This window comes from Streptomyces sp. JLBT605 (assembly GCF_058215555.1).
Window position 1 is genome coordinate 1,401,845 of record NZ_CM177087.1, and the last position, 20,827, is coordinate 1,422,671.

At 71.7% G+C, this 20,827-nt stretch carries 20 protein-coding genes; 5 read left to right on the forward strand and 15 right to left on the reverse strand.

What is annotated here, in order from left to right:
- Positions 1 to 42 precede the first annotated feature (42 nt).
- On the reverse strand, positions 43 to 2,616 hold the full coding sequence (locus AC4BDD_RS06435; RefSeq protein ID WP_490689996.1) for a DUF4118 domain-containing protein: 2,574 nt from the start codon (positions 2,614 to 2,616) through the stop codon (positions 43 to 45).
- Positions 2,617 to 2,806: 190 nt separating this feature from the next.
- Between AC4BDD_RS06435 and AC4BDD_RS06440 the strand changes: the two genes are divergently transcribed.
- Positions 2,807 to 3,349: a GNAT family N-acetyltransferase gene (locus AC4BDD_RS06440; protein ID WP_490689997.1), complete on the forward strand. Its 543-nt coding sequence runs from the start codon at positions 2,807 to 2,809 to the stop codon at positions 3,347 to 3,349.
- Between the two features lie 108 nt (positions 3,350 to 3,457).
- On the opposite strand, the gene kdpC is transcribed toward AC4BDD_RS06440, so the two are convergent.
- The 7 genes from kdpC to AC4BDD_RS06475 all read right to left on the reverse strand — a co-directional run bounded on the left by kdpC (position 3,458) and on the right by AC4BDD_RS06475 (position 10,248).
- The gene (gene kdpC, locus AC4BDD_RS06445) at positions 3,458 to 4,111 is read right to left on the reverse strand and encodes a potassium-transporting ATPase subunit KdpC (RefSeq protein WP_490689998.1); all 654 of its coding nucleotides are present in this window, start codon (positions 4,109 to 4,111) and stop codon (positions 3,458 to 3,460) included.
- A gap of 5 nt (positions 4,112 to 4,116) precedes the next feature.
- Positions 4,117 to 6,255, reverse strand: a complete 2,139-nt coding sequence (gene kdpB, locus AC4BDD_RS06450; protein WP_490689999.1) for a potassium-transporting ATPase subunit KdpB — start codon at positions 6,253 to 6,255, stop codon at positions 4,117 to 4,119.
- A complete protein-coding gene (gene kdpA, locus AC4BDD_RS06455; protein WP_490690000.1) occupies positions 6,252 to 7,976 on the reverse strand; it encodes a potassium-transporting ATPase subunit KdpA in 1,725 nt (574 codons plus the stop codon). Before kdpA ends, kdpB begins: the two co-directional genes overlap by 4 nt.
- 8 nt (positions 7,977 to 7,984) lie before the next feature.
- Positions 7,985 to 8,074 carry a K(+)-transporting ATPase subunit F gene (kdpF, locus tag AC4BDD_RS06460; protein WP_443234987.1) on the reverse strand — a complete coding sequence of 30 codons (90 nt, stop codon included), beginning with the start codon at positions 8,072 to 8,074 and terminating at the stop codon, positions 7,985 to 7,987.
- Positions 8,075 to 8,359: 285 nt separating this feature from the next.
- Entirely contained in the window at positions 8,360 to 9,118 is a 759-nt protein-coding gene (locus AC4BDD_RS06465) for a DUF3710 domain-containing protein (RefSeq protein WP_490690001.1), read from the reverse strand.
- Position 9,119: 1 nt separating this feature from the next.
- Positions 9,120 to 9,635 (reverse strand): dUTP diphosphatase, encoded by a 516-nt coding sequence (dut, locus tag AC4BDD_RS06470; RefSeq protein WP_490690002.1) that lies wholly within the window; start codon positions 9,633 to 9,635, stop codon positions 9,120 to 9,122.
- Between the two features lie 28 nt (positions 9,636 to 9,663).
- Positions 9,664 to 10,248 (reverse strand): PaaI family thioesterase, encoded by a 585-nt coding sequence (locus tag AC4BDD_RS06475; RefSeq protein ID WP_490690003.1) that lies wholly within the window; start codon positions 10,246 to 10,248, stop codon positions 9,664 to 9,666.
- Positions 10,249 to 10,307: 59 nt separating this feature from the next.
- Between AC4BDD_RS06475 and AC4BDD_RS06480 the strand changes: the two genes are divergently transcribed.
- Positions 10,308 to 10,754, forward strand: coding sequence for a DUF3093 domain-containing protein (locus AC4BDD_RS06480; protein ID WP_490690004.1), 447 nt, complete (start codon positions 10,308 to 10,310; stop codon positions 10,752 to 10,754).
- A 93-nt stretch (positions 10,755 to 10,847) separates the two neighbouring features.
- On the opposite strand, the gene AC4BDD_RS06485 is transcribed toward AC4BDD_RS06480, so the two are convergent.
- The 4 genes from AC4BDD_RS06485 to AC4BDD_RS06500 all read right to left on the reverse strand — a co-directional run bounded on the left by AC4BDD_RS06485 (position 10,848) and on the right by AC4BDD_RS06500 (position 14,171).
- Positions 10,848 to 11,546 (reverse strand): hypothetical protein, encoded by a 699-nt coding sequence (locus tag AC4BDD_RS06485; RefSeq protein WP_490690005.1) that lies wholly within the window; start codon positions 11,544 to 11,546, stop codon positions 10,848 to 10,850.
- 16 nt (positions 11,547 to 11,562) lie between these two features.
- A complete protein-coding gene (locus tag AC4BDD_RS06490; protein WP_304464367.1) occupies positions 11,563 to 11,862 on the reverse strand; it encodes a DUF4193 domain-containing protein in 300 nt (99 codons plus the stop codon).
- Between the two features lie 408 nt (positions 11,863 to 12,270).
- Positions 12,271 to 13,512: a sensor histidine kinase gene (locus AC4BDD_RS06495; protein WP_490690006.1), complete on the reverse strand. Its 1,242-nt coding sequence runs from the start codon at positions 13,510 to 13,512 to the stop codon at positions 12,271 to 12,273.
- A 5-nt stretch (positions 13,513 to 13,517) separates the two neighbouring features.
- Positions 13,518 to 14,171 (reverse strand): response regulator transcription factor, encoded by a 654-nt coding sequence (locus AC4BDD_RS06500; protein ID WP_490690007.1) that lies wholly within the window; start codon positions 14,169 to 14,171, stop codon positions 13,518 to 13,520.
- A gap of 451 nt (positions 14,172 to 14,622) precedes the next feature.
- Between AC4BDD_RS06500 and AC4BDD_RS06505 the strand changes: the two genes are divergently transcribed.
- On the forward strand, positions 14,623 to 14,796 hold the full coding sequence (locus tag AC4BDD_RS06505; protein WP_490690008.1) for a hypothetical protein: 174 nt from the start codon (positions 14,623 to 14,625) through the stop codon (positions 14,794 to 14,796).
- Between the two features lie 210 nt (positions 14,797 to 15,006).
- Here AC4BDD_RS06505 and AC4BDD_RS06510 read toward each other — a convergent pair whose 3' ends face one another.
- Both AC4BDD_RS06510 and AC4BDD_RS06515 read right to left on the reverse strand, forming a co-directional pair.
- Entirely contained in the window at positions 15,007 to 15,807 is an 801-nt protein-coding gene (locus AC4BDD_RS06510) for an inositol monophosphatase family protein (protein WP_490690009.1), read from the reverse strand.
- A gap of 24 nt (positions 15,808 to 15,831) precedes the next feature.
- Positions 15,832 to 17,079: a ferrochelatase gene (locus AC4BDD_RS06515; RefSeq protein ID WP_490690010.1), complete on the reverse strand. Its 1,248-nt coding sequence runs from the start codon at positions 17,077 to 17,079 to the stop codon at positions 15,832 to 15,834.
- A gap of 122 nt (positions 17,080 to 17,201) precedes the next feature.
- On the opposite strand from AC4BDD_RS06515, the gene AC4BDD_RS06520 reads away from it, so the two are divergent.
- Positions 17,202 to 18,473: an MFS transporter gene (locus AC4BDD_RS06520; protein WP_490690011.1), complete on the forward strand. Its 1,272-nt coding sequence runs from the start codon at positions 17,202 to 17,204 to the stop codon at positions 18,471 to 18,473.
- Positions 18,433 to 19,761 (forward strand): D-arabinono-1,4-lactone oxidase, encoded by a 1,329-nt coding sequence (locus AC4BDD_RS06525; protein ID WP_490690012.1) that lies wholly within the window; start codon positions 18,433 to 18,435, stop codon positions 19,759 to 19,761. Before AC4BDD_RS06520 ends, AC4BDD_RS06525 begins: the two co-directional genes overlap by 41 nt.
- 37 nt (positions 19,762 to 19,798) lie before the next feature.
- Here AC4BDD_RS06525 and AC4BDD_RS06530 read toward each other — a convergent pair whose 3' ends face one another.
- Entirely contained in the window at positions 19,799 to 20,608 is an 810-nt protein-coding gene (locus AC4BDD_RS06530) for a hypothetical protein (protein ID WP_490690013.1), read from the reverse strand.
- Between the last annotated feature and the right edge of the window lie 219 nt (positions 20,609 to 20,827).

The window sequence follows — 20,827 nt, forward strand, 5'->3', positions numbered from 1 at the left end:
CGGGGCGGTGGTGGGGTGGCCGGGCTGTTGCGTCGCGGCCGGTCACGAGGTGACCTGGGCGGGAAGTTCCGGGCGGGCCGGCGGGCGTCCCGGCGCGACCTGGAGGGTGAGCACCATGGTCATCCCGCCGCCGGGGGTGTCCTCGGCGGTGAGCCGGCCGCCCATCGCCTCCGCGAAGCCGCGGGCGACGGCGAGGCCGAGGCCCACCCCGGCGCCGCGCGGGGCGTCGCCGTACCGCTGGAAGGGGGCGAAGATGCGGTCCTTGGCGCTGTCCGGGACACCCGGGCCCCGGTCGGCGACGCGCAGCTCCACGCGCTCGCCCAGCGCGCTGGCGGCCACCAGGACGGGGGTGCCGGGCGGGCTGTACTTCACGGCGTTCTCGACGATGTTGGCGACGCTGCGCTCCAGCAGGCCCGGGTCGACGGCGACCATCGGCAGTTCCTCGGGGATGTCGAGGGTGACGCTGTTCTCCGGGACACCGACCAGCGCCATCGGCACCACCTCGTCGAGGTCGATCTCGCGGATCAGCGGGGTGACGGTGCCGGTCTGCAGCCGGGAGATGTCGAGGAGGTTGCCGACCAGGTGGTCGAGGCGGTCGGCGCCGTCCTCGATGCCCTCCAGCAGCTCCGCCTCGTCCTCCTCGGACCAGGCCACGTCGTCGGAGCGCAGCGAGGTGACGGCCGCCTTGATGGCGGCCAGCGGGGTGCGCAGGTCGTGGCTGACGGCGGCGAGCAGCGCGGTGCGGATGCGGTTGCCCTCGGCCAGTTCGTGGGCCCGCTCGGCCTCGCCCACCAGCCGCTGCCGGTCGAGGACGACGACGGCCTGGGCGGCGAAGGCGGAGAGCACCCGGCGGTCTTCGGCGGGCAGCACCCGGCCGCTGAGCGCCAGCGCCATGTGGTCGCCGACCGGCATGTCGACGTCCGCGTCCTCGGGCCGCCGCGGCGGCGGGGCGTCGCCGCTGCCCGCGCTGCCCGCGCAGGTCCACGGATCGACGTCGCCGGCCCGTTCCAGCAGCGCCACCGAGTCCATGGAGAAGGTCTCCCGGACCCGTTCCAGCAGCGCCTCCAGGCTGGTCTCGCCGCGGAGCACGCTGCCCGCGAGGTAGGAGAGCACCTCGGACTCGGCGCGCAGCCGGGCGGCCTGGTGGGTACGGCGGGCGGCGGTGCCGACGACGGAGGCGACCAGGACGGCGACCGCGAAGAAGATCACGATCGCGACGATGTTCTTGGGGTCCTGGACGGTCAGCGTGCGGGTGGGCGGGGTGAAGAAGTAGTTGAGCAGCAGGGAGCCGAAGGCCGCGGAGGCCAGGGCCGGCAGCATGCCGCCGGCCAGTGCCGCCACCACGTTGAGGAAGAGGAAGAGCAGCACCTCGTTGGCGAAGCCCGGCCCGGAGTCGTAGGAGTCGGGGTTGGGGTTGGTGCCGATCAGCAGGAGGGAGAGGAGGACGGGCCCGACCACGCCGACCAGCCAGCCGGCGATGATCCGGGACCGGCCGAGCCGGGCGCCTCGGGCGACGGGGAGCCCCCGCCCCTTGGCGACCTCGTCGTGGGTGACGATGTGGACGTCCAGGTCGGGGCCGGAGTCGCGGGCGACGGTGGCGCCGACGCCGGGCCCGAAGATGTACTGCCATGCCTTGCGGCGGCTGGAGCCCAGCACGATCTGGGTGGCGTTGACGCCGCGCGCGAACTCCAGCAGGGCGTGCGGGATGTCCTCGCCGATGACGTGGTGGAAGGTTCCGCCGAGGTCCTCGACCAGGGTGCGCTGGACGGCCAGCTCCTTCGGGGAGGCCGAGGTCAGCCCGTCGCTGCGGGCGATGTAGACGGCGAGGATCTCGCCGCCGGCGCCCTTGGCCGCCATCCGGGCGGCCCGGCGGATCAGGGTGCGGCCTTCGGGCCCGCCGGTGAGGCCGACCACGATGCGCTCGCGGGCGCTCCAGATGGTGGAGACGCTGTGCTCGGTCCGGTACTGCTGGAGGTATTCGTCGACCCGGTCGGCGGTCCACAGCAGCGCGAGCTCCCGCAGGGCGGTGAGGTTGCCGGGCCGGAAGTAGTTGGACAGGGAGGCGTCGATCTTGTCCGGCTTGTAGATGTTGCCGTGCGCCATGCGGCGGCGCAGGGCGTGCGGCGACATGTCGACCAGCTCTATCTGGTCGGCGCGGCGGACGACCTCGTCGGGCACGGTCTCGCGCTGCCGGATGCCGGTTATCGACTCGACCACGTCGCCCAGCGATTCCAGGTGCTGGATGTTGACGGTGGAGATGACGTCGATGCCGGCCTGGAGCAGCTCCTCGATGTCCTGCCAGCGCTTGGTGTTCCGGGAGCCGGGGACGTTGGTGTGCGCCAGCTCGTCGACGAGGACGACGGCGGGACGGCGGGCGAGGACCGCGTCCACGTCCATCTCGGTGAAGGTCGTCCCCCGGTACTCCATCGTGCGGCGCGGGACCTCTTCCAGTCCGTGCAGCATCACCTCGGTGCGGGGGCGGCCGTGGTGCTCCACGAAGCCGACCACGAGGTCCGTACCTCGCTCGACACGCCGGTGGCCCTCGGAGAGCATCGAATAGGTCTTGCCGACGCCCGGCGCCGCGCCGAGGTAGATCCTGAACTTTCCGCGTGCCATGGCCCCATTTTCGTGCCCGGGCCGGTAGACCGCCCGGCTCATTCGAATGCACTGCTGACTGTACGACCCCCAGAAGGGACGAATCAGACCAGGTGACGGCTGATGGCCAGTCTTTGACGCGGCTCTGACGTCCGGCGGCGGCGCGGAAAACGCCTGGCACACACCGGTGCGGGTTGCGATCATGCCCGGCATGACGGACTTAACGCGGACACAGCTCCTGCACACCTCGGCCCTGGACCCGGCGGCGCTCTCGGCGATCCGGGCGCTGCTCGACGACGCCTTCGAGGGGGACTTCGGCGACGCCGACTGGGACCACACCATCGGCGGCACGCACGCGCTGATCTGGGAGGACGGCGTGCTGATCGCCCACGGCGCGGTGATCCAGCGCCGGCTGGTGCACCAGGGCCGGGCGCTGCGTACCGGCTATGTGGAGGGCGTCGCGGTGCGCGCCGACCGCCGCAGGCAGGGATACGGCGCGGCGGTGATGGAAGCGCTGGACCGGGTGGTGCGCGGGGCGTACGAGCTGGGCGCGCTGTCGGCCGCCGACGAGGCGGGTGCGTTCTACCAGGCCCTGGGCTGGCAGCTGTGGCGGGGCACCACCTCGGCACTCACCCCGACCGGGATCGAGCGCACCCCGGAGGAGGACGGATCCACCTACGTCCTGCCGCTGGGCGCGCCGTTGGAGATGACCGGCGAGCTGACCTGCGACTGGCGGGACGGCGACGTCTGGTAGCCCCGGGGTGCGTCCTTCTTTGAACGCAGACGGCGGCGGCTTGAACGCGCCGGCGGCGGCCCGCGCCTCCCCCATGGGGCGCGGGCCGCCGCACTGTCGCGTCGCGGTTCAGCTCTTGGCGTCGAGCTCCTTGAGCGCGATGTTGAGCTTCAGGACGTTGACGCGGGGCTCGCCCATGAAGCCGAGGATCCGGCCGTCGGTGTGGTCGTCGACCAACTTGGCGACCTGGGCCTCGGTCAGCTTGGGGTGGTTCTTGGCCACCCGCTTGATCTGGAGCTCGGCGTACTCCGGGGAGATGTCCGGGTCTATGCCGGAGCCGGAGGCGGTGAGCGCGTCCACCGGCACGTCCTTGGGGTCGACGTCGTTGAATTCGGCGACCGACCCGCGGCGGTCGTTCACGGCGTCCAGGAGCACCTGGCTGTCCGCGGCCAGGTTGGAGGCACCCGACACGATGATCTTGTACTTGGTGTTGTAGGCGTTGGTGCCCGCCGCGGACGGCCGGGGCTGGAACCACTTCGGGTCCGGCAGCGGGTTGCCCTCCTCGTCGGTCTTGTCGAGGTCGAAGGTCTGGCCGATGCGCTCGGAGCCGACGACCTTGCCGCCGGAGGTGATCTCGGAGCCGTTGGCGTTGTCCCGGAACGCCGCCTGGGCGATGCCCGTGACGACGAGCGGATAGATGACGCCGCAGACCAGGGTGAGCACGAGCAGGGCTCGGAGCCCCGCGCCCACCAGTCGGGCGGCGCCGCGTACGGAAGTGTTCATGGTCGTCACCCGATGCCAGGGATGAGAGTGATGAGCAGGTCGATGATCTTGATGCCGATGAACGGCGCGATGAGCCCGCCCAGGCCGTAGACGGCCAGGTTGCGGCGGAGCATCTTGTCCGCGCTCATCGGGCGGTAGCGCACACCCTTCAGGGCGAGCGGCACCAGCGCGACGATGATCAGCGCGTTGAAGATCACCGCGGAGAGGATCGCCGACTCGGTCGAGTGCAGCTGCATGATGTTGAGGGTGTCCAGGCCCTCGTAGCCCTTCACCGCCGCGAACATCGCCGGGATGATCGCGAAGTACTTCGCGACGTCGTTGGCGATCGAGAAGGTGGTCAGCGCGCCGCGCGTGATGAGCAGCTGCTTGCCGATCTCGACGATCTCGATGAGCTTGGTCGGGTTGGAGTCCAGGTCCACCATGTTCCCGGCCTCCTTGGCGGCCGAGGTACCGGTGTTCATGGCGACGCCGACGTCCGCCTGGGCCAGCGCCGGGGCGTCGTTGGTGCCGTCACCGGTCATCGCGACCAGCTTGCCCCCCGCCTGCTCCCGCTTGATCAGCGCCATCTTGTCCTCGGGCGTGGCCTCCGCGAGGAAGTCGTCCACGCCCGCCTCTTCGGCGATCGCCTTGGCGGTGAGCGGGTTGTCGCCCGTGATCATGACGGTCTTGATGCCCATGCGGCGCAGCTCCTCGAACCGCTCCCGCATGCCGTCCTTGACGACGTCCTTGAGGTGGATGACGCCGAGGACGCGGGCGCCCCTGCCGTCCTCCACGGCGACCAGCAGCGGGGTGCCGCCGGCTTCGGAGATCTCGTTGGCGAGCTGGTCGGCGTCGGCCGCGACCGTGCCGCCCCGCTCCTTGACCCAGGTGATCACCGAGGCGGTCGCGCCCTTGCGGACCTTGCGGGCCACGCCGTCCTCTTCGAGGTCGACGCCGGACATGCGGGTCTGGGCGGTGAAGGGCACCCACTCGGCACCCACCAGCTCACCCTCGTGACGTTCGCGCAGGCCGTACTTCTCCTTGGCCAGGACGACGATCGAGCGGCCCTCGGGCGTCTCATCGGCGAGCGAGGAGAGCTGGGCGGCGTCCGCCACCTCGGCGGCCGTGGTGCCCTTGACGGGCACGAACTCCGCCGCCTGGCGGTTGCCGTAGGTGATGGTGCCGGTCTTGTCGAGCAGCAGCGTGGAGACGTCGCCGGCGGCCTCGACGGCGCGTCCGGACATCGCCAGCACGTTGCGCTGGACCAGCCGGTCCATACCGGCGATGCCGATCGCGGAGAGCAGCGCGCCGATGGTGGTGGGGATCAGGCAGACCAGCAGCGCGGCCAGCACGATCATCGAGGTCTCGCTGTCGGCCCCCGCGTGGATCGCGAACGGCTTGAGGGTGACCACCGCGAGCAGGAAGACGATGGTGAGCGACGCGAGAAGGATGTTCAGCGCGATCTCGTTCGGCGTCTTCTGCCGGGCGGCACCCTCGACGAGGTTGATCATCCGGTCGATGAAGGTCTCGCCGGGCTTGGTGGTGATCTTGATGACGATGCGGTCGGAGAGCACCTTGGTGCCACCGGTCACCGCGGACCGGTCGCCGCCGGACTCCCGGATGACCGGGGCCGACTCGCCGGTGATCGCCGACTCGTCGACCGAGGCGACGCCCTCGACGACGTCACCGTCACCGGGGATGACGTCGCCCGCCTCGCAGACCACCAGGTCGCCCACGCGCAGCGCGGTGCCGGGCACCTGCTCCTCGCTCCTGCCGTCCTCGGACAGGCGGCGCGCGACGGTGTCGGTCTTGGCCTTGCGCAGGGTGTCGGCCTGCGCCTTGCCGCGGCCCTCGGCGACCGCCTCGGCAAGGTTGGCGAAGATCACGGTCAGCCACAGCCAGATGGCGATGGCCCAGCCGAACCAGTAACCGGGGTCCTTCAGGGCCAGCACCGTGGTGCCCACCGAGCCGATCTCGACCACGAACATCACCGGGGACTTGACCATGATCCGCGGGTCGAGCTTGCGGAAGGCGTCCGGCAGGGACTTCACCAGCTGCGTGGGGTCGAAGAGGCCGCCGGAGACCCGGCTCGCACTCGACTCGGGCTGCTGGATGTGCTCGCCCTCGCTCTCGGGAACCTTGCGTACGGGTGTGGTGGTGCTCATGCGAGTCCCTCCGCCATCGGGCCAAGGGCCAGTGCCGGGAAGTAGGTCAGACCGGTGATGATCATGATTGCGCCGACCAGCAGCCCCGCGAAGAGCGGCTTCTCGGTGCGCAGGGTGCCCGCCGTCTCCGGGACGGGCTTCTGCTCGGCCAGCGAGCCGGCGAGCGCCAGGACGAACACCATGGGGAGGAAGCGGCCGAGCAGCATGGCCAGACCGATCGTGGTGTTGTACCAGGTGGTGTTGGCGTTCAGGCCACCGAAGGCGGAGCCGTTGTTGTTGGCGCCGGAGGTGAAGGCGTAGAGCACCTCGGAGAAGCCGTGGGCGCCGCTGCCGTTCACCGAGTGGTCGGCCGAGTTGAGGATCGAGTCCGGCGGGGTGGACAGCGCCATCGACAGGGCGGTGAAGCCCAGCACCAGCGTCGGGGTGATCAGGATGTAGCAGGCGGCGAGCTTGATCTCGCGCGAGCCGATCTTCTTGCCGAGGTATTCCGGCGTCCGGCCGACCATGAGGCCCGCGATGAAGACCGCGATGATCGCCATGACGAGCATGCCGTAGAGGCCGGAGCCGACGCCGCCGGGCGCGATCTCGCCGAGCATCATGCCGAGCAACTGGATGCCGCCGCCGAGGCCGGTGAAGGAGGAGTGGAAGGAGTCCACCGCGCCGGTCGAGGTGAGCGTCGTGCTCGTCGAGAAGATCGCGGAGGCGCCGACGCCGAAGCGCTGCTCCTTGCCCTCCATCGCGCCGCCCGCCGCTTCCAGCGCCGGGCCGCTGCCGTGGAACTCGGTCCACATCATCAGCGCCGTGAAGGCCACCCAGATGACACCCATCGTGGCGAGGATCGCGTAGCCCTGCCTGACGTTGCCGACGAGCTTGCCGAAGGTCCGGGTCAGCGAGAAGGGGATGACCAGGATCAGGAAGATCTCGAAGAGATTGGTGAAGGCGTTCGGGTTCTCGAAGGGGTGGGCGGAGTTGGCGTTGAAGATGCCGCCACCGTTGGTGCCGATCTCCTTGATGGCCTCCTGGGAGGCCACCGCGCCGCCGTTCGTCTGCTGACCGCCGCCGCCGAACTGACCGACCTCGTGGATGCCGGAGAAGTTCTGGATGGCGCCACACGCCACCAGCACCACCGCGGCGATGACCGCCAGCGGGATCAGGATGCGGACGGTGCCGCGGACCAGGTCCGCCCAGAAGTTGCCCAGCTCACCGGTACGGAGGGGGGTCCCCCCTGCTCGAGCGGAGCCGAGAGCTCGGGGGCGGGCGAAGCCGCGCACCAGGGCGATCGCCACCGAGATGCCGACCGCGGCGGAGAGGAAGTTCTGCACCGCCAGGCCGCCGGTCTGCACCAGGTGTCCCATGGACTGCTCGCCCGAGTAGGACTGCCAGTTGGTGTTGGCGACGAAGGAGGCGGCGGTGTTGAACGCCTGGGAGGGGCTGATGGGCGTGAAGCCCAGCGACCCCGGGAGGCGGTCCTGGAGGCGCTGCAGCCCGTACAGGAAGAGCACGCTCACCGCGGAGAAGGCGAGCACGCCCCGCAGGTAGGCGGGCCAGCGCATCTGGGCGTTGGGGTTGGCGCCGATGGAGCGGTAGATCAGCTTCTCGACACGCAGGTGCTTGTCGGAGCTGTACACGGCGGCCATGTAGTCGCCGAGTGGGCGGTACACCAGGGCGAGCGCTCCGATGAGCGCGACGAGCTGGAGCACCCCAGCGAGTTCGGAACTCATCGCAGTGCTCAGAACCTCTCCGGGAAGACAAGAGCGAGGACCAGGTAGCCCAGCAGGGCGACGGCCACGATCAGACCGACGACGTTCTCGGCGCTCACAGCTTCGCCACCCCCTTGGCGACGAAGGCCACCAGCGCGAAGACCGCGACCGTGGCGAGTACGAAGGCCACGTCGGCCATCGGATGCTCCTAGAGGTTCGGTTGAACTGACCCCTAGAGGAAACCGTCTCGGTGACCGGTTGCGGCCGGTGTTGACGGCTCCCTTACGGCCATTAGCGCGCCCTTGACGACTTTCATACGCCCACCGCTCTGACCTGCAAAAACGCCGGTGGGCCGTACTCCCGAATCGGGAGTACGGCCCACCGGAACCGCCTATTCAGGCCGGTCAGCGCACCTCGGTGATCTCCGGGCCGCGCTGCAGTCGGTCGGCGCCGCCCGCGAACCGCGAGCCCCGCGCCTCCTCCTGCTGGACGCCGTCCGGCACCATCTGGGCGTCCTCCGGCAGCTTGAGGACGATCGGGTCGCGGGGGGCCATCGGCCCCTCGCCGCGCACCACGACGGTGTCCCGGAAGACCGCCTCCAGCAGGCTGCCGGTCTCGGGCTTCACCGCGCCCTGGCCGGAGATCACTCCGCGCAGGAACCAGCGGGGCCCGTCCACGCCGATGAAGCGCACCATCTGCACGCCGTTGGTCCCGTCCGGCAGCTGCACCGGCACCTGGGCACGCAGCTCCCAGCCGAGCGGGCCCTCGACCTCGTCGACGACCCCGCCCTGCTGGGTGATGCCGCCCGCGATCTCCTCGCGGACCTCGCGCCAGATGCCCTCGTTCTTGGGGGCGGCGAAGGCCTGGAGCTGTACGGCGCTGTCCCGCAGCACCACCGTCGCGGCGACGATCGCGTCACCGGCGACCTCCACCCGCAGCTCCATGCCCTCCACACCCGGCACGAACAGGCCGCCCAGGTCGACCCGGCCCTCGCCGGGCTGCCGTACCTCGGAGACGTCCCACGGGCCGTCCGGGCGCGGCGCCGGCGGCAGGCTGACCCGGCCGGCGTCCTCGGCGGTCTCGCCCGCGTCGGTCAACTCCTCGGAGGTCACGCCGATCTCCTCGACGTCCTCCTCGCTGCGCTTGCGGCGACGTCCGAACACGTCACTGTCCTTCCCGGTCGGAACCGACCGATGCGTATCCATTCCCACCCGTCGAGCCGTCCACCGAGGCATGACCGCCGGTGGACCCGAAGCCCCCATCGGCCCGGGCCGAACCGGGCAGCTCCGCGACCTCGTGGAAGCGCACCTTCTCGACCTGCTGGACGACCAATTGGGCGATCCGGTCGAAGCGCTCGAACCGCACACTCTCGCGCGGGTCCAGATTGACCACGATCACCTTGATCTCTCCACGGTACCCGGCATCGACCGTCCCCGGGGCATTCACCATCCCCACACCGCAGCGGGCGGCGAGTCCGGACCGCGGATGCACGAAGGCCGCGTACCCGTCCGGCAGCGCGATGGACACGCCGGTGGGCAGCACCGCGCGCTCCCCCGGCGCCAGCACGGCGGCCTCGGTGGTCACCAGGTCGGCGCCGGCGTCTCCTGGGTGCGCGTACACGGGCAGGGGTACCTCGGGGTCCACCCTGCGGATCAACACGTCGACCGGCATCCGGGTCACGCCGTCCTCCTGTTCACTGCGGTCACGGTCACGGGTTCACCTCGAAGGCCCGCGCCACCCGGACCTGGTCGGGGTCGGCGAGGGCCGCGTTGATCTCTTCCGGGCGGCCGTTCTCGATGAAGTGGTCGACGTTCACCTCGATGAAGAGGGCGTCGGCCCTGACCGCGACCGGCCCGTCCGGGCCGCCGATCCGGCCGGTGGCGGTGGAGTAGATCTTGCGGCCGTGCACCGCGTTCACCCGGGCGTCCAGGTGCAGCACGGTGCCGACCGGCACCGGAAGAATGAAGTCGGTCTCCAGCCGTCCGGTCACCGCGATCACCCGCAGCAGCCACTGGAGGGCGCCGATGGTCTCGTCCAGCGCGGTCGCCAGCACTCCACCGTGCGCCAGGCCGGGCGCGCCCTGATGGGCGGGCTGCACGGTGAACTCTGCCGTCAGAGTGACGCCCTCGCCCGCGCGGGCCGCCAGGTGCAGCCCGTGCGGCTGCCCGGCACCACAGCCGAAGCACTGGTCGTAGTGCGCGCCGATGATCTCCCCGGGCGCGGGCGCGTCGGGGTGGCGTACCGGTGGCTTGGCACCGTCGGGCGGCGTCAGCACTGTCGTTCTTCCACTCACAGCGCCGAACCTTACCCGCGCGGAAGGGGCGGATCGGCCGCCGTGCCAAGCTTGCCTTCATGCAGTCTTACGAAGAGCGTCTGACCGCTCCCCGTTCCTGGTGGTTCATCGCGGTTCTGTCGGGGGTCGCGATGGGGCTGATCCTGCTGCCGTACGGCACGCTGCCGATGCTGGGCGGGCTGATCGGCGCGGGCGTGCTGGCCACCGCACTGGTCAGCTCCTACGGCTCGGCGCGGATCCGGGTCGTGGCCGGCTCGCTGGTCGCCGGGGACGCGAAGATCCCGGTGACCGCCCTGGGCGCCGCCGAGGTGCTGGACGCCGCCGAGGCGGCCGCCTGGCGCACCCACAAGGCCGATCCGCGGGCGTTCATGCTGCTGCGTGGGTACATCCCCACGGCGCTGCGGGTGGAGGTCACCGATCCGGCCGACCCGACGCCGTACGTCTACCTGTCCACGCGTGATCCGCGGCGGCTGGCCGCGGCGCTGGAGTCGGTGCGCACCGGCTGACCGGCGGCCGACCGGGTGCTGCCCGGTCTTGTACGGCCTTGCGCGGCAGCCGCTCCCGAGGCGGCCCTGGGGCGGTCCCGTGCGGCGGCGGTCCTACGCGGCGGCGGCCGGCAGGGTGTGCCAGGGCACCTGCCGGGTACGCAGGTCCGCGCGCACCTTCTGGGCCAGCTTGAGCGTGTCCCGGCGGTTCATCGCTGCTCCGACGGCCGCGCCCACCATGAAGGGCGCCAGGATCGGCAGGCTGCGGAAGGAGCGCCTGATCACCCGCTGCCGCAGCTCGCGCCTGAGCTGCCCGCCCAGGGCGGCGTTGACGCTGGCGGGGACGGCCACATCGATGCCCCGCTCCTCGGCCCATCCGCTGAGATAGGCCGCGGTGCGCTGCATCCGGTTGCCGGGGGCACGCAGGCCGTAGACCTCGTGCAGCTCGGCGACGAGCTTGAACTCTATCGAGGCGACGCCGACGATCTCGGTCGCCAGTTCGGTGGGCATGGCGGGCGGGACCGGCAGCATCGCCGCGGCTCCGACGCCCGCACCCACCGCGGAGGTGCCTTTGAGGGCACCGGCCACCAGCCTGTCCGCGAGCTCCTCCGGGCCGAGCCCGGGGTACTGCGCGCGCAAGGTGGCCAGGTCGCGGACCGGAATGCGCGGGGCAGCCGCGAGGATGCGCTCGACGACGGTGGTCAGCCGCGTCCGCGCCCCTCGCCTGCCCGTGCGGGCCCCGTGGGCGACGGCGGTCGCGAGCGAGGCCGCCCGGCCCCGCTCGACGCTCGCGTCGCCCTGCTCCGCGCTCACGCCGGTCCTGCGTCCTTTAGGCCGCGCAGTCGCGGCAGATCGGCTGGCCGTTCTTCTCCTCTGCCAGCTGGCTGCGGTGGTGCACCAGGAAGCAGCTCATGCAGGTGAACTCGTCCTGCTGCTTCGGCAGCACGCGGACGGCCAGCTCCTCGTTGGAAAGGTCCGCGCCGGGCAGCTCCAGCCCTTCGGCGGCCTCGAACTCGTCGACGTCGACCGACGAGGTCGACTTGTCGTTCCGGCGAGCCTTCAGCTCTTCGATGCTGTCCTCGTTGACGTCATCGTCGGTCTTGCGTGGGGTGTCGTAGTCCGTTGCCATGTCGCTCTCCCCCTCTGGGTGTCTGCGGTGTCTCCAGCGCACGTAACGCGTGAGAGGCCGGACTTGTGCCCGACCCGAGGCGGAGATTTTGCCTCACATCAAGGTCTGTTACTCAATCGACACCCAACCGCACCTCCAAGAGGCGATCGGCTTGGGTGGCGAACGGGACCGTACACCGTCGAGGGACTGCCTGACACACGGGCCCTGACGTGTACTTCCCGTGATCGCGGCCCTGGGAAACCCGGAGTTTCCGGGCTCCTCGCCGGGCGTGGCGATCACTCAGCGTAGATGGCCGAATATTCGCTCATGTGATCGATCACACACGGTCGAGGTGGCGGCGAACTCAGGAGAATTTCGCCCAAAGCGAACGTCTGCGCGATCTGCGACGTGCCCCCATGGTGGCAGATCTCAGAGCGGAAGGACGACTCGCATGACCAGGCCACCACCCTCGCGCGGCGTCGCGCTGATCCGGCCGCCGTGCGCCCGGGCCACCGAGCGCGCGATCGACAGACCCAGCCCCACGCCCTTGTCGCTGCCGGTGCGCTCGGTACGCAGCCTGCGGAAGGGCTCGAAGAGGTTGTCCAGCTCGTAGGCCGGGACCACCGGACCGGTGTTCGTCACCACCAGCACGGCCTCGCCACCGGCCACCTCGGTGCCGACCTCGACCCACCCGTCGGGGACGTTGTACCGGACGGCGTTCTGCACCAGGTTCAGCGCGATGCGCTCCAGCAGCACGCCATTGCCCTGGACCACGGCGGGCTGCCGGGACCCGCGCAGCTCCACACCCTTGGCCTGTGCCTCGGCGCGGGTCTGGTCCACCGCCTGGGTGGCGACCTCGGCCAGATCCACCGGCTTGCGGTCCACGATCTCGTTGTCCGAGCGGGCCAGCAGCAGCAACCCCTCCACCAGCTGTTCACTGCGCTCGTTGGTGGCCAGCAGGGTCTTCCCCAGCTGCACCAGCTCCGGCGGCGCTCCCGGATCGGACAGGTGCACCTCCAGCAGCGTGCGGTTGATCGCCAGCGGGGTGCGCAGCTCGTGCGAGGCGTTGGCGACGAACCGCTGCTGCGCGGTGAACGCCCGGTCCAGCCGCTCCAGCATGTCGTCGAAGGTGTCGGCCAGCTCCTTGAGCTCGTCGTCGGGACCGTCCAGCTCGATCCGGCGGGAGAGGTCGGAACCGGCCACCTGGCGCGCGGTGCGGGTGATCCGGCCCAGCGGCGAGAGCACCCGGCCGGCCATGGCGTAGCCGAAGGCGAAGGCGATCACCGAGAGCCCCATCAGGGCCAGCAGGGAGCGCCGGAGCAGCCCGTCCAGGGCCAGTTGGCGCTGCTCGCGCATGCAGCTGTTGAGCGCGTGGTTGAACTCGTCCGGGTCGAGCTTCTGGCCCATGATCTCCGGGCAGGTGCTGTTGGTCGCCTGCACCTTGCCGTACTCCAGCTTGAACGGGAGTTCGTTGCCGACGTGCAGGGCCTGGGCGGCCAGCAGATAGATGATGGTCAGCAGGACGACCCCGGCGATCAGGAACATCCCGCCGTACAGCAGGGTCAGCCTTATCCGGATCGTGGGGCGCAGCAGCGGGCTGTGCCGGACACTGTGCCGTGGCTCCCAGCTGGGCTTGGGCGGGGCGGCGGGCGGCGGTGGAGCGGTGGCCATGTCCATCAGATCCGGTAGCCGGAGCCGGGGACGGTGACGATCACGGCGGGCTCACCGAGCTTCCGGCGCAGGGTCATCACGGTGACCCGCACCACATTGGTGAACGGGTCGGTGTTCTCGTCCCAGGCCTTCTCCAGCAGTTGCTCCGCGGAGACCACGGCGCCCTCGCTGCGCATCAGGACCTCCAGCACCGCGAACTCCTTCGGTGCCAGCTGGACCTCCCTGCCGTCCCGGAAGACCTCGCGGCGGTTGGGGTCCAGCTTGATCCCGGCACGCTCCAGGACCGGCGGCAGGGCGACGGTGGTGCGCCGCCCCAGGGCGCGCACCCGGGCGATCAGCTCGCTGAAGGCGAAGGGCTTGGGCAGGTAGTCGTCCGCGCCGATCTCCAGGCCCTCCACGCGGTCGCTGACGTCGCCGGAGGCGGTCAGCATCAGCACGCGGGTGGGGATGCCCAGCTCGACGACCTTGCGGCAGACGTCGTCCCCGTGCACCAGCGGCAGGTCGCGGTCGAGGACGATGACGTCGTAGTCGTTGACCGCGACCCGTTCCAGGGCGGCGGCACCGTCGTACACGACGTCCACTGCCATGGCCTCCCGGCGCAGTCCGGTGGCCACCGCATCGGCGAGCAGCTGCTCGTCCTCGACGACGAGTACACGCACGTCGTTGGTCCTTCCCTGTCGTCGCCCGCCGCCGGGGCGAGCCGTCGTACCCTCCGCGCGGAGGTGCCCCGAGGGGCGCATGTGAGCGGATCCATCCTGCCCCGAAGCCTGATAAACCGGCGGTAAGCGATGGTCACCGGGAGTCCGGGAAGCCGACGAGCCGGTCGCCGGACCGGATGGTTACCCGCCGGTTGCTCGGCGGTGGCCGGAACGTGGCCCGTCCCGGAATTACGGATTCATGTCGGATTCCCGGGTGTACCGAGGTTTCCGCCGCGACGCGGATGGGGAGGACGACTGCACACCCGATCACGCCCTGTCCTGTGGCACGCCTCGACTGCGCCTCGCTGCCAGACGGGGACCACGCCGTGATCGTCCTCCCCCAGCCTCCGGCCGGGGACCCCCAGGGCACACCCCCGTGCCGCCGACCCTACCCAAGACGAGGGGGCGCCAAATGGACGCGTTCACCGCAGGCATTCTGCAGCGCATAGAGACCACCAAATCCGATCTCACGCGCGCCCGTGAGACCGGCGACGATTTCCTCGCCGAGGTGGAGCTGGCGGAGCTGGAAGATCTCCGTCGTCTTGCCGCCGAACACGGTGTCGAGGTCGGCAGCGCGAGCGTCTGACCCGCCGGCCGACGCAAGCGAACGCCCCGGTGCCATCGCGGCACCGGGGCGTTTCGCCGTCCCGGCCACCCTCCGCCGACCCGGGCACCGCCGCCGACACGCGGCGGACTGCCGGTCGGGCGCGGGCGATGCCGGCCGGTCGGGCGCGGGCGGTGCAGTCAGGGCGGCGTGGGCGGTGCCGGCAGGGCGGCGCGGGCCGTACGGGCGCGGTCAGTCGTGCCAGGCCCCGAGGCCCTCCAGCAGCCGCTGCAGCGGCTCGAAGACGCCGGGCACCGCCGCGATGGTCAGGTCGCCGTCCGCCGGGGCGCCCGGCCGGCCGCCGGTGAGCGCGCCCGCCTCGCGCGCGATCAGCTCGCCCGCCGCCAGGTCCCAGGGGTTGAGGCCGCGCTCGTAGTAGCCGTCCAGCCGGCCGCAGGCGACGTCGCACAGGTCGATCGCGGCCGAGCCGCCGCGCCGGATGTCCCGCACCTGGGGCAGCAGCACGCGGACCACCTCGGCCTGGGCCGCGCGCCGCTCGGCGAGGTAGCCGAAGCCGGTGCCGATCAGCGCCTGCGCGAAGGGCGGTGTGGGCCGGACGCGCACCCGCTCACCGTTGAGAAAGGCGCCGCCGCCGAGCACCGCGTGGTACGTCTCCTGGCGCGCCGGCGCGGCGACCACGCCCACCACCGTCTCGCCGTCCCGCTCGGCGGCGATCGACACCGACCAGGACGGCAGGCCGTAGAGGTAGTTGACGGTGCCGTCGATGGGGTCGATCACCCAGCGCACACCGCTGCGGCCGGCCTCGCTCGCACCCTCCTCCCCCAGCACGCCGTCATCCGGGCGCCGCTCGGCCAGGAAGTCGGTGATCAGCTTCTCGGCGGCGACGTCCATCTCGGTGACGACGTCGATCGGGCTGGTCTTGGTGGCGGCCACGCCGAGGTCGGCGGGCCTCCCCTCGCGCAGCAGCACGCCTGCCCTGCGGGCCGCCTCCAGGGCGAGGTCGAGCAGTTCCTGGTTGAGCTGGTCGGTCACGGTTCTCCTCGGGAGGGGGACGGATCAGGCGTACGGGCTGTCGGCGCCGGCGGCGGCGGGGCGCGGCGATCGGGCCGGGCAGCAGCCGACGGGGCAGAGGTCGTGGCTGGGGCCGAGCGCGCCCAGCGCGCAGCGCTCCGGGGCCCGCCCCGCGACCGGTGCGGCGGCGCCCGGCTCGGCGCCCCCCGGCGCGGCGCCGCCCGGTCCGGCGGCTTCCTGGGCCACCACGCCCGTCCCGGCGCCCAGGCGCTCCGCGGCGGCGCGCTCCAGGACCAGGTCGCGGACGGCGGCGGCGAACCGCGGATCCGCCCCGACCGTGGCGGCGCGGGCGACCGGCAGGCCCAGCTCCGCGGCCTTGGCGGTGGCCTCGGTGTCGAGGTCGTACCTGACCTCCATGTGGTCCGAGACGAAGCCGATCGGGACCATCACGGCCGCGGGCACCCCGGCGCCGTGCAGCTCCTCCAGGTGGTCGCAGATGTCCGGTTCCAGCCACGGGATGTGCGGGGCGCCGCTGCGCGACTGGTAGACCAGCCGCCAGGGGTGGTCGATCCCGGTCTGCTCGCGCACCGCCTCGGCGATGGTGCGCGCCACGTCCAGGTGCTGTGCGACGTACGCCCCGCCCTCGCCGCCCCGGGTGTGCGCCTCCACCGGCCCGGAGGTGTCGGCCGCCGCGGTGGGGATGGAGTGCGTGGTGAAGGCCAGATGGGCGCCGGCGCGGACCTCCTCGGGCAGCTCTGCGAGCGCGGCGAGCGTCGCGTCCACCATGGGGCGGACGAAGCCGGGGTGGTTGAAGTAGTGCCGGAGCTTGTCCACCCGCGGCAGCGGCAGGCCCTCGTCGGCGAGGGTGGCCAGCGCGTCGGCGAGATTCTCGCGGTACTGGCGGCAGCCGGAGTACGAGGCGTAGGCGCTGGTGGTCAGCGTCAGGATGCGCCGGTGGCCGTCGGCGACCATCTCGCGCAGGGTGTCGGTCAGGTACGGCGCCCAGTTGCGGTTGCCCCAGTGGACGGGCAGGTCCAGGCCGTGTTCCGCGAAGTCCTCGCGCAGCGCCCGCAGCAGCTCGCGGTTCTGCGCGTTGATCGGGCTGACCCCGCCGAAGAGGAAGTAGTGGCTGCCGACCTCCTTGAGCCGCTCAGGGGGGATGCCGCGGCCGCGGGTGACGTTCTCCAGGAACGGCACGACGTCGTCCGGACCCTCCGGCCCTCCGAAGGAGAGCAGCAGCAGCGCGTCGTAGGGCGCGGCGGAGGCAGGCTGATTCGGGTGCTGGGCGGACATGGCACCGATCCTGCCACCCGGCGCTGACAGCCGGGAAATAACCCCCTGCGCGCCGCCGCGGGCCCGCCGTAAGCTGTATCGGCTGTCTACATCCCTTACGTGCCGACCGGCGGAGCCCCACCATGCCCAGTCCCTATCGCATGATCTTCGCCGCCCCCGGCGCCAAGGGCTTCTCCGCCGCCGGATTCCTCGGCCGGATGACGCTGTCGATGATGGGCATCGGCATCGTCACCATGGTGTCCCAGCTCACCGGGCGGTACGGACTGGCCGGCGCCCTGTCGGCCACCCTCGCCCTGTCCGCCGCCGCCATCGGACCGCAGGTCTCGCGGCTGGTCGACCGGCACGGGCAGCGCCGGGTGCTGCGCCCGGCCACCCTGATCGCCGTCGCGGCGGTCACCGGGCTGCTGATGAGCGCGCATCAGGGCTGGCCGGACTGGACCCTGTTCACCTTCGCGGCCGCGGCCGGCTGCGTGCCGAGCGTGGGCTCGATGGTGCGGGCCCGCTGGGCGGCCATCTACCAGGACGCGCCGCAGCGGCTGCACACCGCCTACGCCTTCGAGTCGGTCATGGACGAGCTGTGCTTCATCATCGGGCCGATCGTGTCCATCGGGCTGTCCACCGCCTGGTTCCCGGAGGCCGGCCCGCTGCTGGCCGGCTGCTTCCTGGCGGCGGGCGTCTACTGGCTGACCGCGCAGCGCGCCACCGAGCCGGTGCCGCATCCGCGCGAGCACCACGACGGCGGGTCGGCGCTGCGCTCCCGCGGACTCCAGGTGCTGGTCGCGACCTTCGTGGCGACCGGTTCCATCTTCGGCTCGGTCGACGTGGTGACGGTGGCCTTCGCCGAGGACGAAGGGCACAAGGCCGCGGCGAGCGTGGTGCTCGCGGTCTACGCGCTCGGCTCCTGCCTGGCCGGTGCCGTCTTCGGACTGCTGCGCCTGCGCGGGTCCGCCCCGCGCCGATGGGTGGTGGGCGTGTGCGCCATGGCCGTGAGTATGATCCCCCTCCAATTGGCCGGGAGCCTGCCGTTCCTGGCCGTCGCGCTGTTCGTCGCGGGCCTGGCCATCGCACCGACGATGGTCACCACCATGGCCCTGGTGGAACGGCACGTGCCGCGCGCGAAACTGACCGAGGGGATGACCTGGGTGAGCACCGGGTTGGCGGTCGGGGTGGCGCTCGGTTCGTCGGCGGCCGGGGTGGTGGTCGACGAGGCCGGAGCCGCCGCCGGGTACGCGGTGTCCGGGGTCTCCGGGGCGTTGGCCACCGTGGTGGCGTTCCTCGGCTACCGCCGGCTGCGGTCGGCGCCAGAGCAGGCAGGGGCGGCCCTGCCGCAGGCTACGGGAGGGTCGAAGGCGGATGACCGTGCGGACCACACAGAGCAGCGGCACCTGGCGTAACTGGGCGGGCAATGTGACCGTCCGCCCGGCGCGGACGGTCACCCCGTCCTGCACCGAGGAACTGGCGGCCGCGATCCGCTCCGCGGCGGACGAGGGCCTTGACGTCAAGCCGGTCGGGACCGGCCATTCCTTCACCCCGGTGGCCGCCACCGACGGCCTGCTGATCCGCCCCGACCGGCTCACCGGGGTGCTCGCGGTCGACCGGGAGCGGGGGACCGTGACCGTCGCGGCGGGCACCCCGCTGTGGCAGCTGAACGAGACCCTGTCGGTCTACGGCCTCTCGCTGACCAACATGGGCGACGTCATGGCGCAGACCGTGGCCGGAGCGGTCTCCACCGGCACGCACGGCACCGGCTTGCACAGCGCCTCGCTCGCCGCCCAGATCAAGGGCCTGGAGCTGGTCACCGCGGACGGTTCGGTACTGCGCTGCTCCGCGGACGGGACCGCGGAGGAGGCGGCGGTCTTCGACGCGGCACGGCTGAGCCTGGGCGCGCTCGGCGTGGTCAGCGCGATCACCTTCGCGGTGGAGCCGGAGTTCCTGCTCACCGCCCGCGAGGAGCCGATGTCCTTCGATCGGGTGACCGGGGAGTTCGACCAGCTCGTGGCCGAGAACGAGCACTTCGAGTTCTACTGGTTCCCGCACACCGATCGGTGCAACACCAAGCGGAACAACCGCAGCACCGGGCCCATGGCGCCGCTGGGGCGGGTGAGCGGCTGGGTCGAGGACGAGCTGCTGTCCAACGGTGTCTTCCAGGCGGCGTGTTCGCTGGGCCGGGCGGTCCCGGCGGTCATCCCCGGCATCGCCAAGGTCTCCAGCCGCGCCCTGTCCGCCCGCACCTACACCGACATCCCGTACAAGGTGTTCACCAGCCCGCGCCGGGTCCGCTTCGTGGAGATGGAGTACGCCATTCCGCGGGAGGCGGCGATCGCGGCGCTGGGCGAGCTCAGGGCGATGGTGGAGCGTTCGGGATTCCGGGTGAGCTTCCCGGTGGAGGTACGCACCGCGCCGGCCGACGACATCCCGCTGTCCACCGCCTTCGGTCGCGACACCGCCTACATCGCCGTGCACATGTACCGGGGCACCCCGTACCGGGCGTACTTCACCGCGGCCGAGCAGATCATGACCGCGCACGGCGGGCGGCCGCACTGGGGCAAGCTGCACAGCCGGGACGCGGCCTACCTGGCCGGGGTCTACCCCCGCTTCGGGGAGTTCAACGCGCTGCGCGACCGGCTCGACCCGAACCGGGTCTTCGGCAACGACCACCTGCGGCGCGTACTGGGCGACTGACGGCCTGCCAGAGCGGCGCCGAGGGACCGGCTGCGGCTCACTCGGCTGCTTCGCCGGTGGCGGGCGGGGTGGGCGTGGCCGGGGTGACGCCGGCCGTGCCGCCGTCTCCGCCGGAGGGATCCGGCGAACCCTCGCCGCTGCCCGAGGGGGCGGGCGTGGGGGTCGCGGTCCCGGTCCCGTCCTCGCCGCCCCGGTGCCCGCCGCCGCCGGCCGGGTCCTCACCCGTTCCGGTGTCCCGCCCACCACTGCCGGAGGGTGTGGGGGTCGGCTCGTCTCCGCCGCCGGTCGCGGGGGTGTGCGGCGAGGCGCTGGGGGAGGAGGGGCCGACGGGGGTGCGATCGGGGGCCGGGCGAGACTTGCCCGGCCGGCCCACGCTGTTGCCGACCGTGGTGCCTCCGTGGTCGCCGCCCCAGACGTTCGAGACCGGGCCGCCGGCGAACATCTCGATCCCGGTGACGGTACCCATGGCGAGGACGAAGACGGTGCCGGCCGCGAGCGCCGGGCGCCGCCAGCCGCGCAGCCGGGTCCCGTGGGTGGTCGCCGCGCCGTACTCCCCCACCGGCGACGCGACGCCCGGCCGCCCGTCGGGCGCGGTGGCGTGCGTGGCCGCGAGATCGCCCGGGCCATGACCGACGTGGCCGCGCGCCCTGGGGCGGGCCTGGGCGGTCGCCTCCTTCAACTGTTCACCCGTACGCCGGAACAGGTGCTGGAAGACCGAGCCGCCCGCGGTGGCCACCACGCTCACCACTCCGGCGCCGAGGATCGTCCCGTAGACGCCGAGCTTGGAGGCGAGCACCGCCGCGGCGACCGCCGCGAATGCGCTGCCCGCGACTTGAGCGACACTCAACTCGAGGCGTCTATTTTCCGCCTTTCCCGGGCGCCCAGTCTGATTTCCCTCACTTTCGGCTTTGACGTCCATCTCCTGCCCCGGGTTGACCATTCGTGCCAGCTTGCAGTCACTAGTGACATCTGAGCGAATCGCGGAGTTCCGCTTCTGCCACTTCTGTGAAACTTGCCACGCATGCCACCCCGCAAGATCCGGCCCACCGGGGCCAACTCGGCCGTG

Excerpts from the sequence above, each read along its gene's own strand:
- AC4BDD_RS06435 (WP_490689996.1), bottom strand. The coding sequence starts at position 2,616 with ATGGCACGCGGAAAGTTCAGGATCTACCTCGGCGCGGCGCCGGGCGTC.
- AC4BDD_RS06440 (WP_490689997.1), top strand. The coding sequence starts at position 2,807 with ATGACGGACTTAACGCGGACACAGCTCCTGCACACCTCGGCCCTGGAC.
- kdpC (WP_490689998.1), bottom strand. The coding sequence starts at position 4,111 with ATGAACACTTCCGTACGCGGCGCCGCCCGACTGGTGGGCGCGGGGCTC.
- kdpB (WP_490689999.1), bottom strand. The coding sequence starts at position 6,255 with ATGAGCACCACCACACCCGTACGCAAGGTTCCCGAGAGCGAGGGCGAG.
- kdpA (WP_490690000.1), bottom strand. The coding sequence starts at position 7,976 with ATGAGTTCCGAACTCGCTGGGGTGCTCCAGCTCGTCGCGCTCATCGGA.
- AC4BDD_RS06480 (WP_490690004.1), top strand. The coding sequence starts at position 10,308 with ATGCAGTCTTACGAAGAGCGTCTGACCGCTCCCCGTTCCTGGTGGTTC.
- AC4BDD_RS06490 (WP_304464367.1), bottom strand. The coding sequence starts at position 11,862 with ATGGCAACGGACTACGACACCCCACGCAAGACCGACGATGACGTCAAC.
- AC4BDD_RS06495 (WP_490690006.1), bottom strand. The coding sequence starts at position 13,512 with ATGGCCACCGCTCCACCGCCGCCCGCCGCCCCGCCCAAGCCCAGCTGG.
- AC4BDD_RS06505 (WP_490690008.1), top strand. The coding sequence starts at position 14,623 with ATGGACGCGTTCACCGCAGGCATTCTGCAGCGCATAGAGACCACCAAA.
- AC4BDD_RS06515 (WP_490690010.1), bottom strand. The coding sequence starts at position 17,079 with ATGTCCGCCCAGCACCCGAATCAGCCTGCCTCCGCCGCGCCCTACGAC.
- AC4BDD_RS06520 (WP_490690011.1), top strand. The coding sequence starts at position 17,202 with ATGCCCAGTCCCTATCGCATGATCTTCGCCGCCCCCGGCGCCAAGGGC.
- AC4BDD_RS06525 (WP_490690012.1), top strand. The coding sequence starts at position 18,433 with ATGACCGTGCGGACCACACAGAGCAGCGGCACCTGGCGTAACTGGGCG.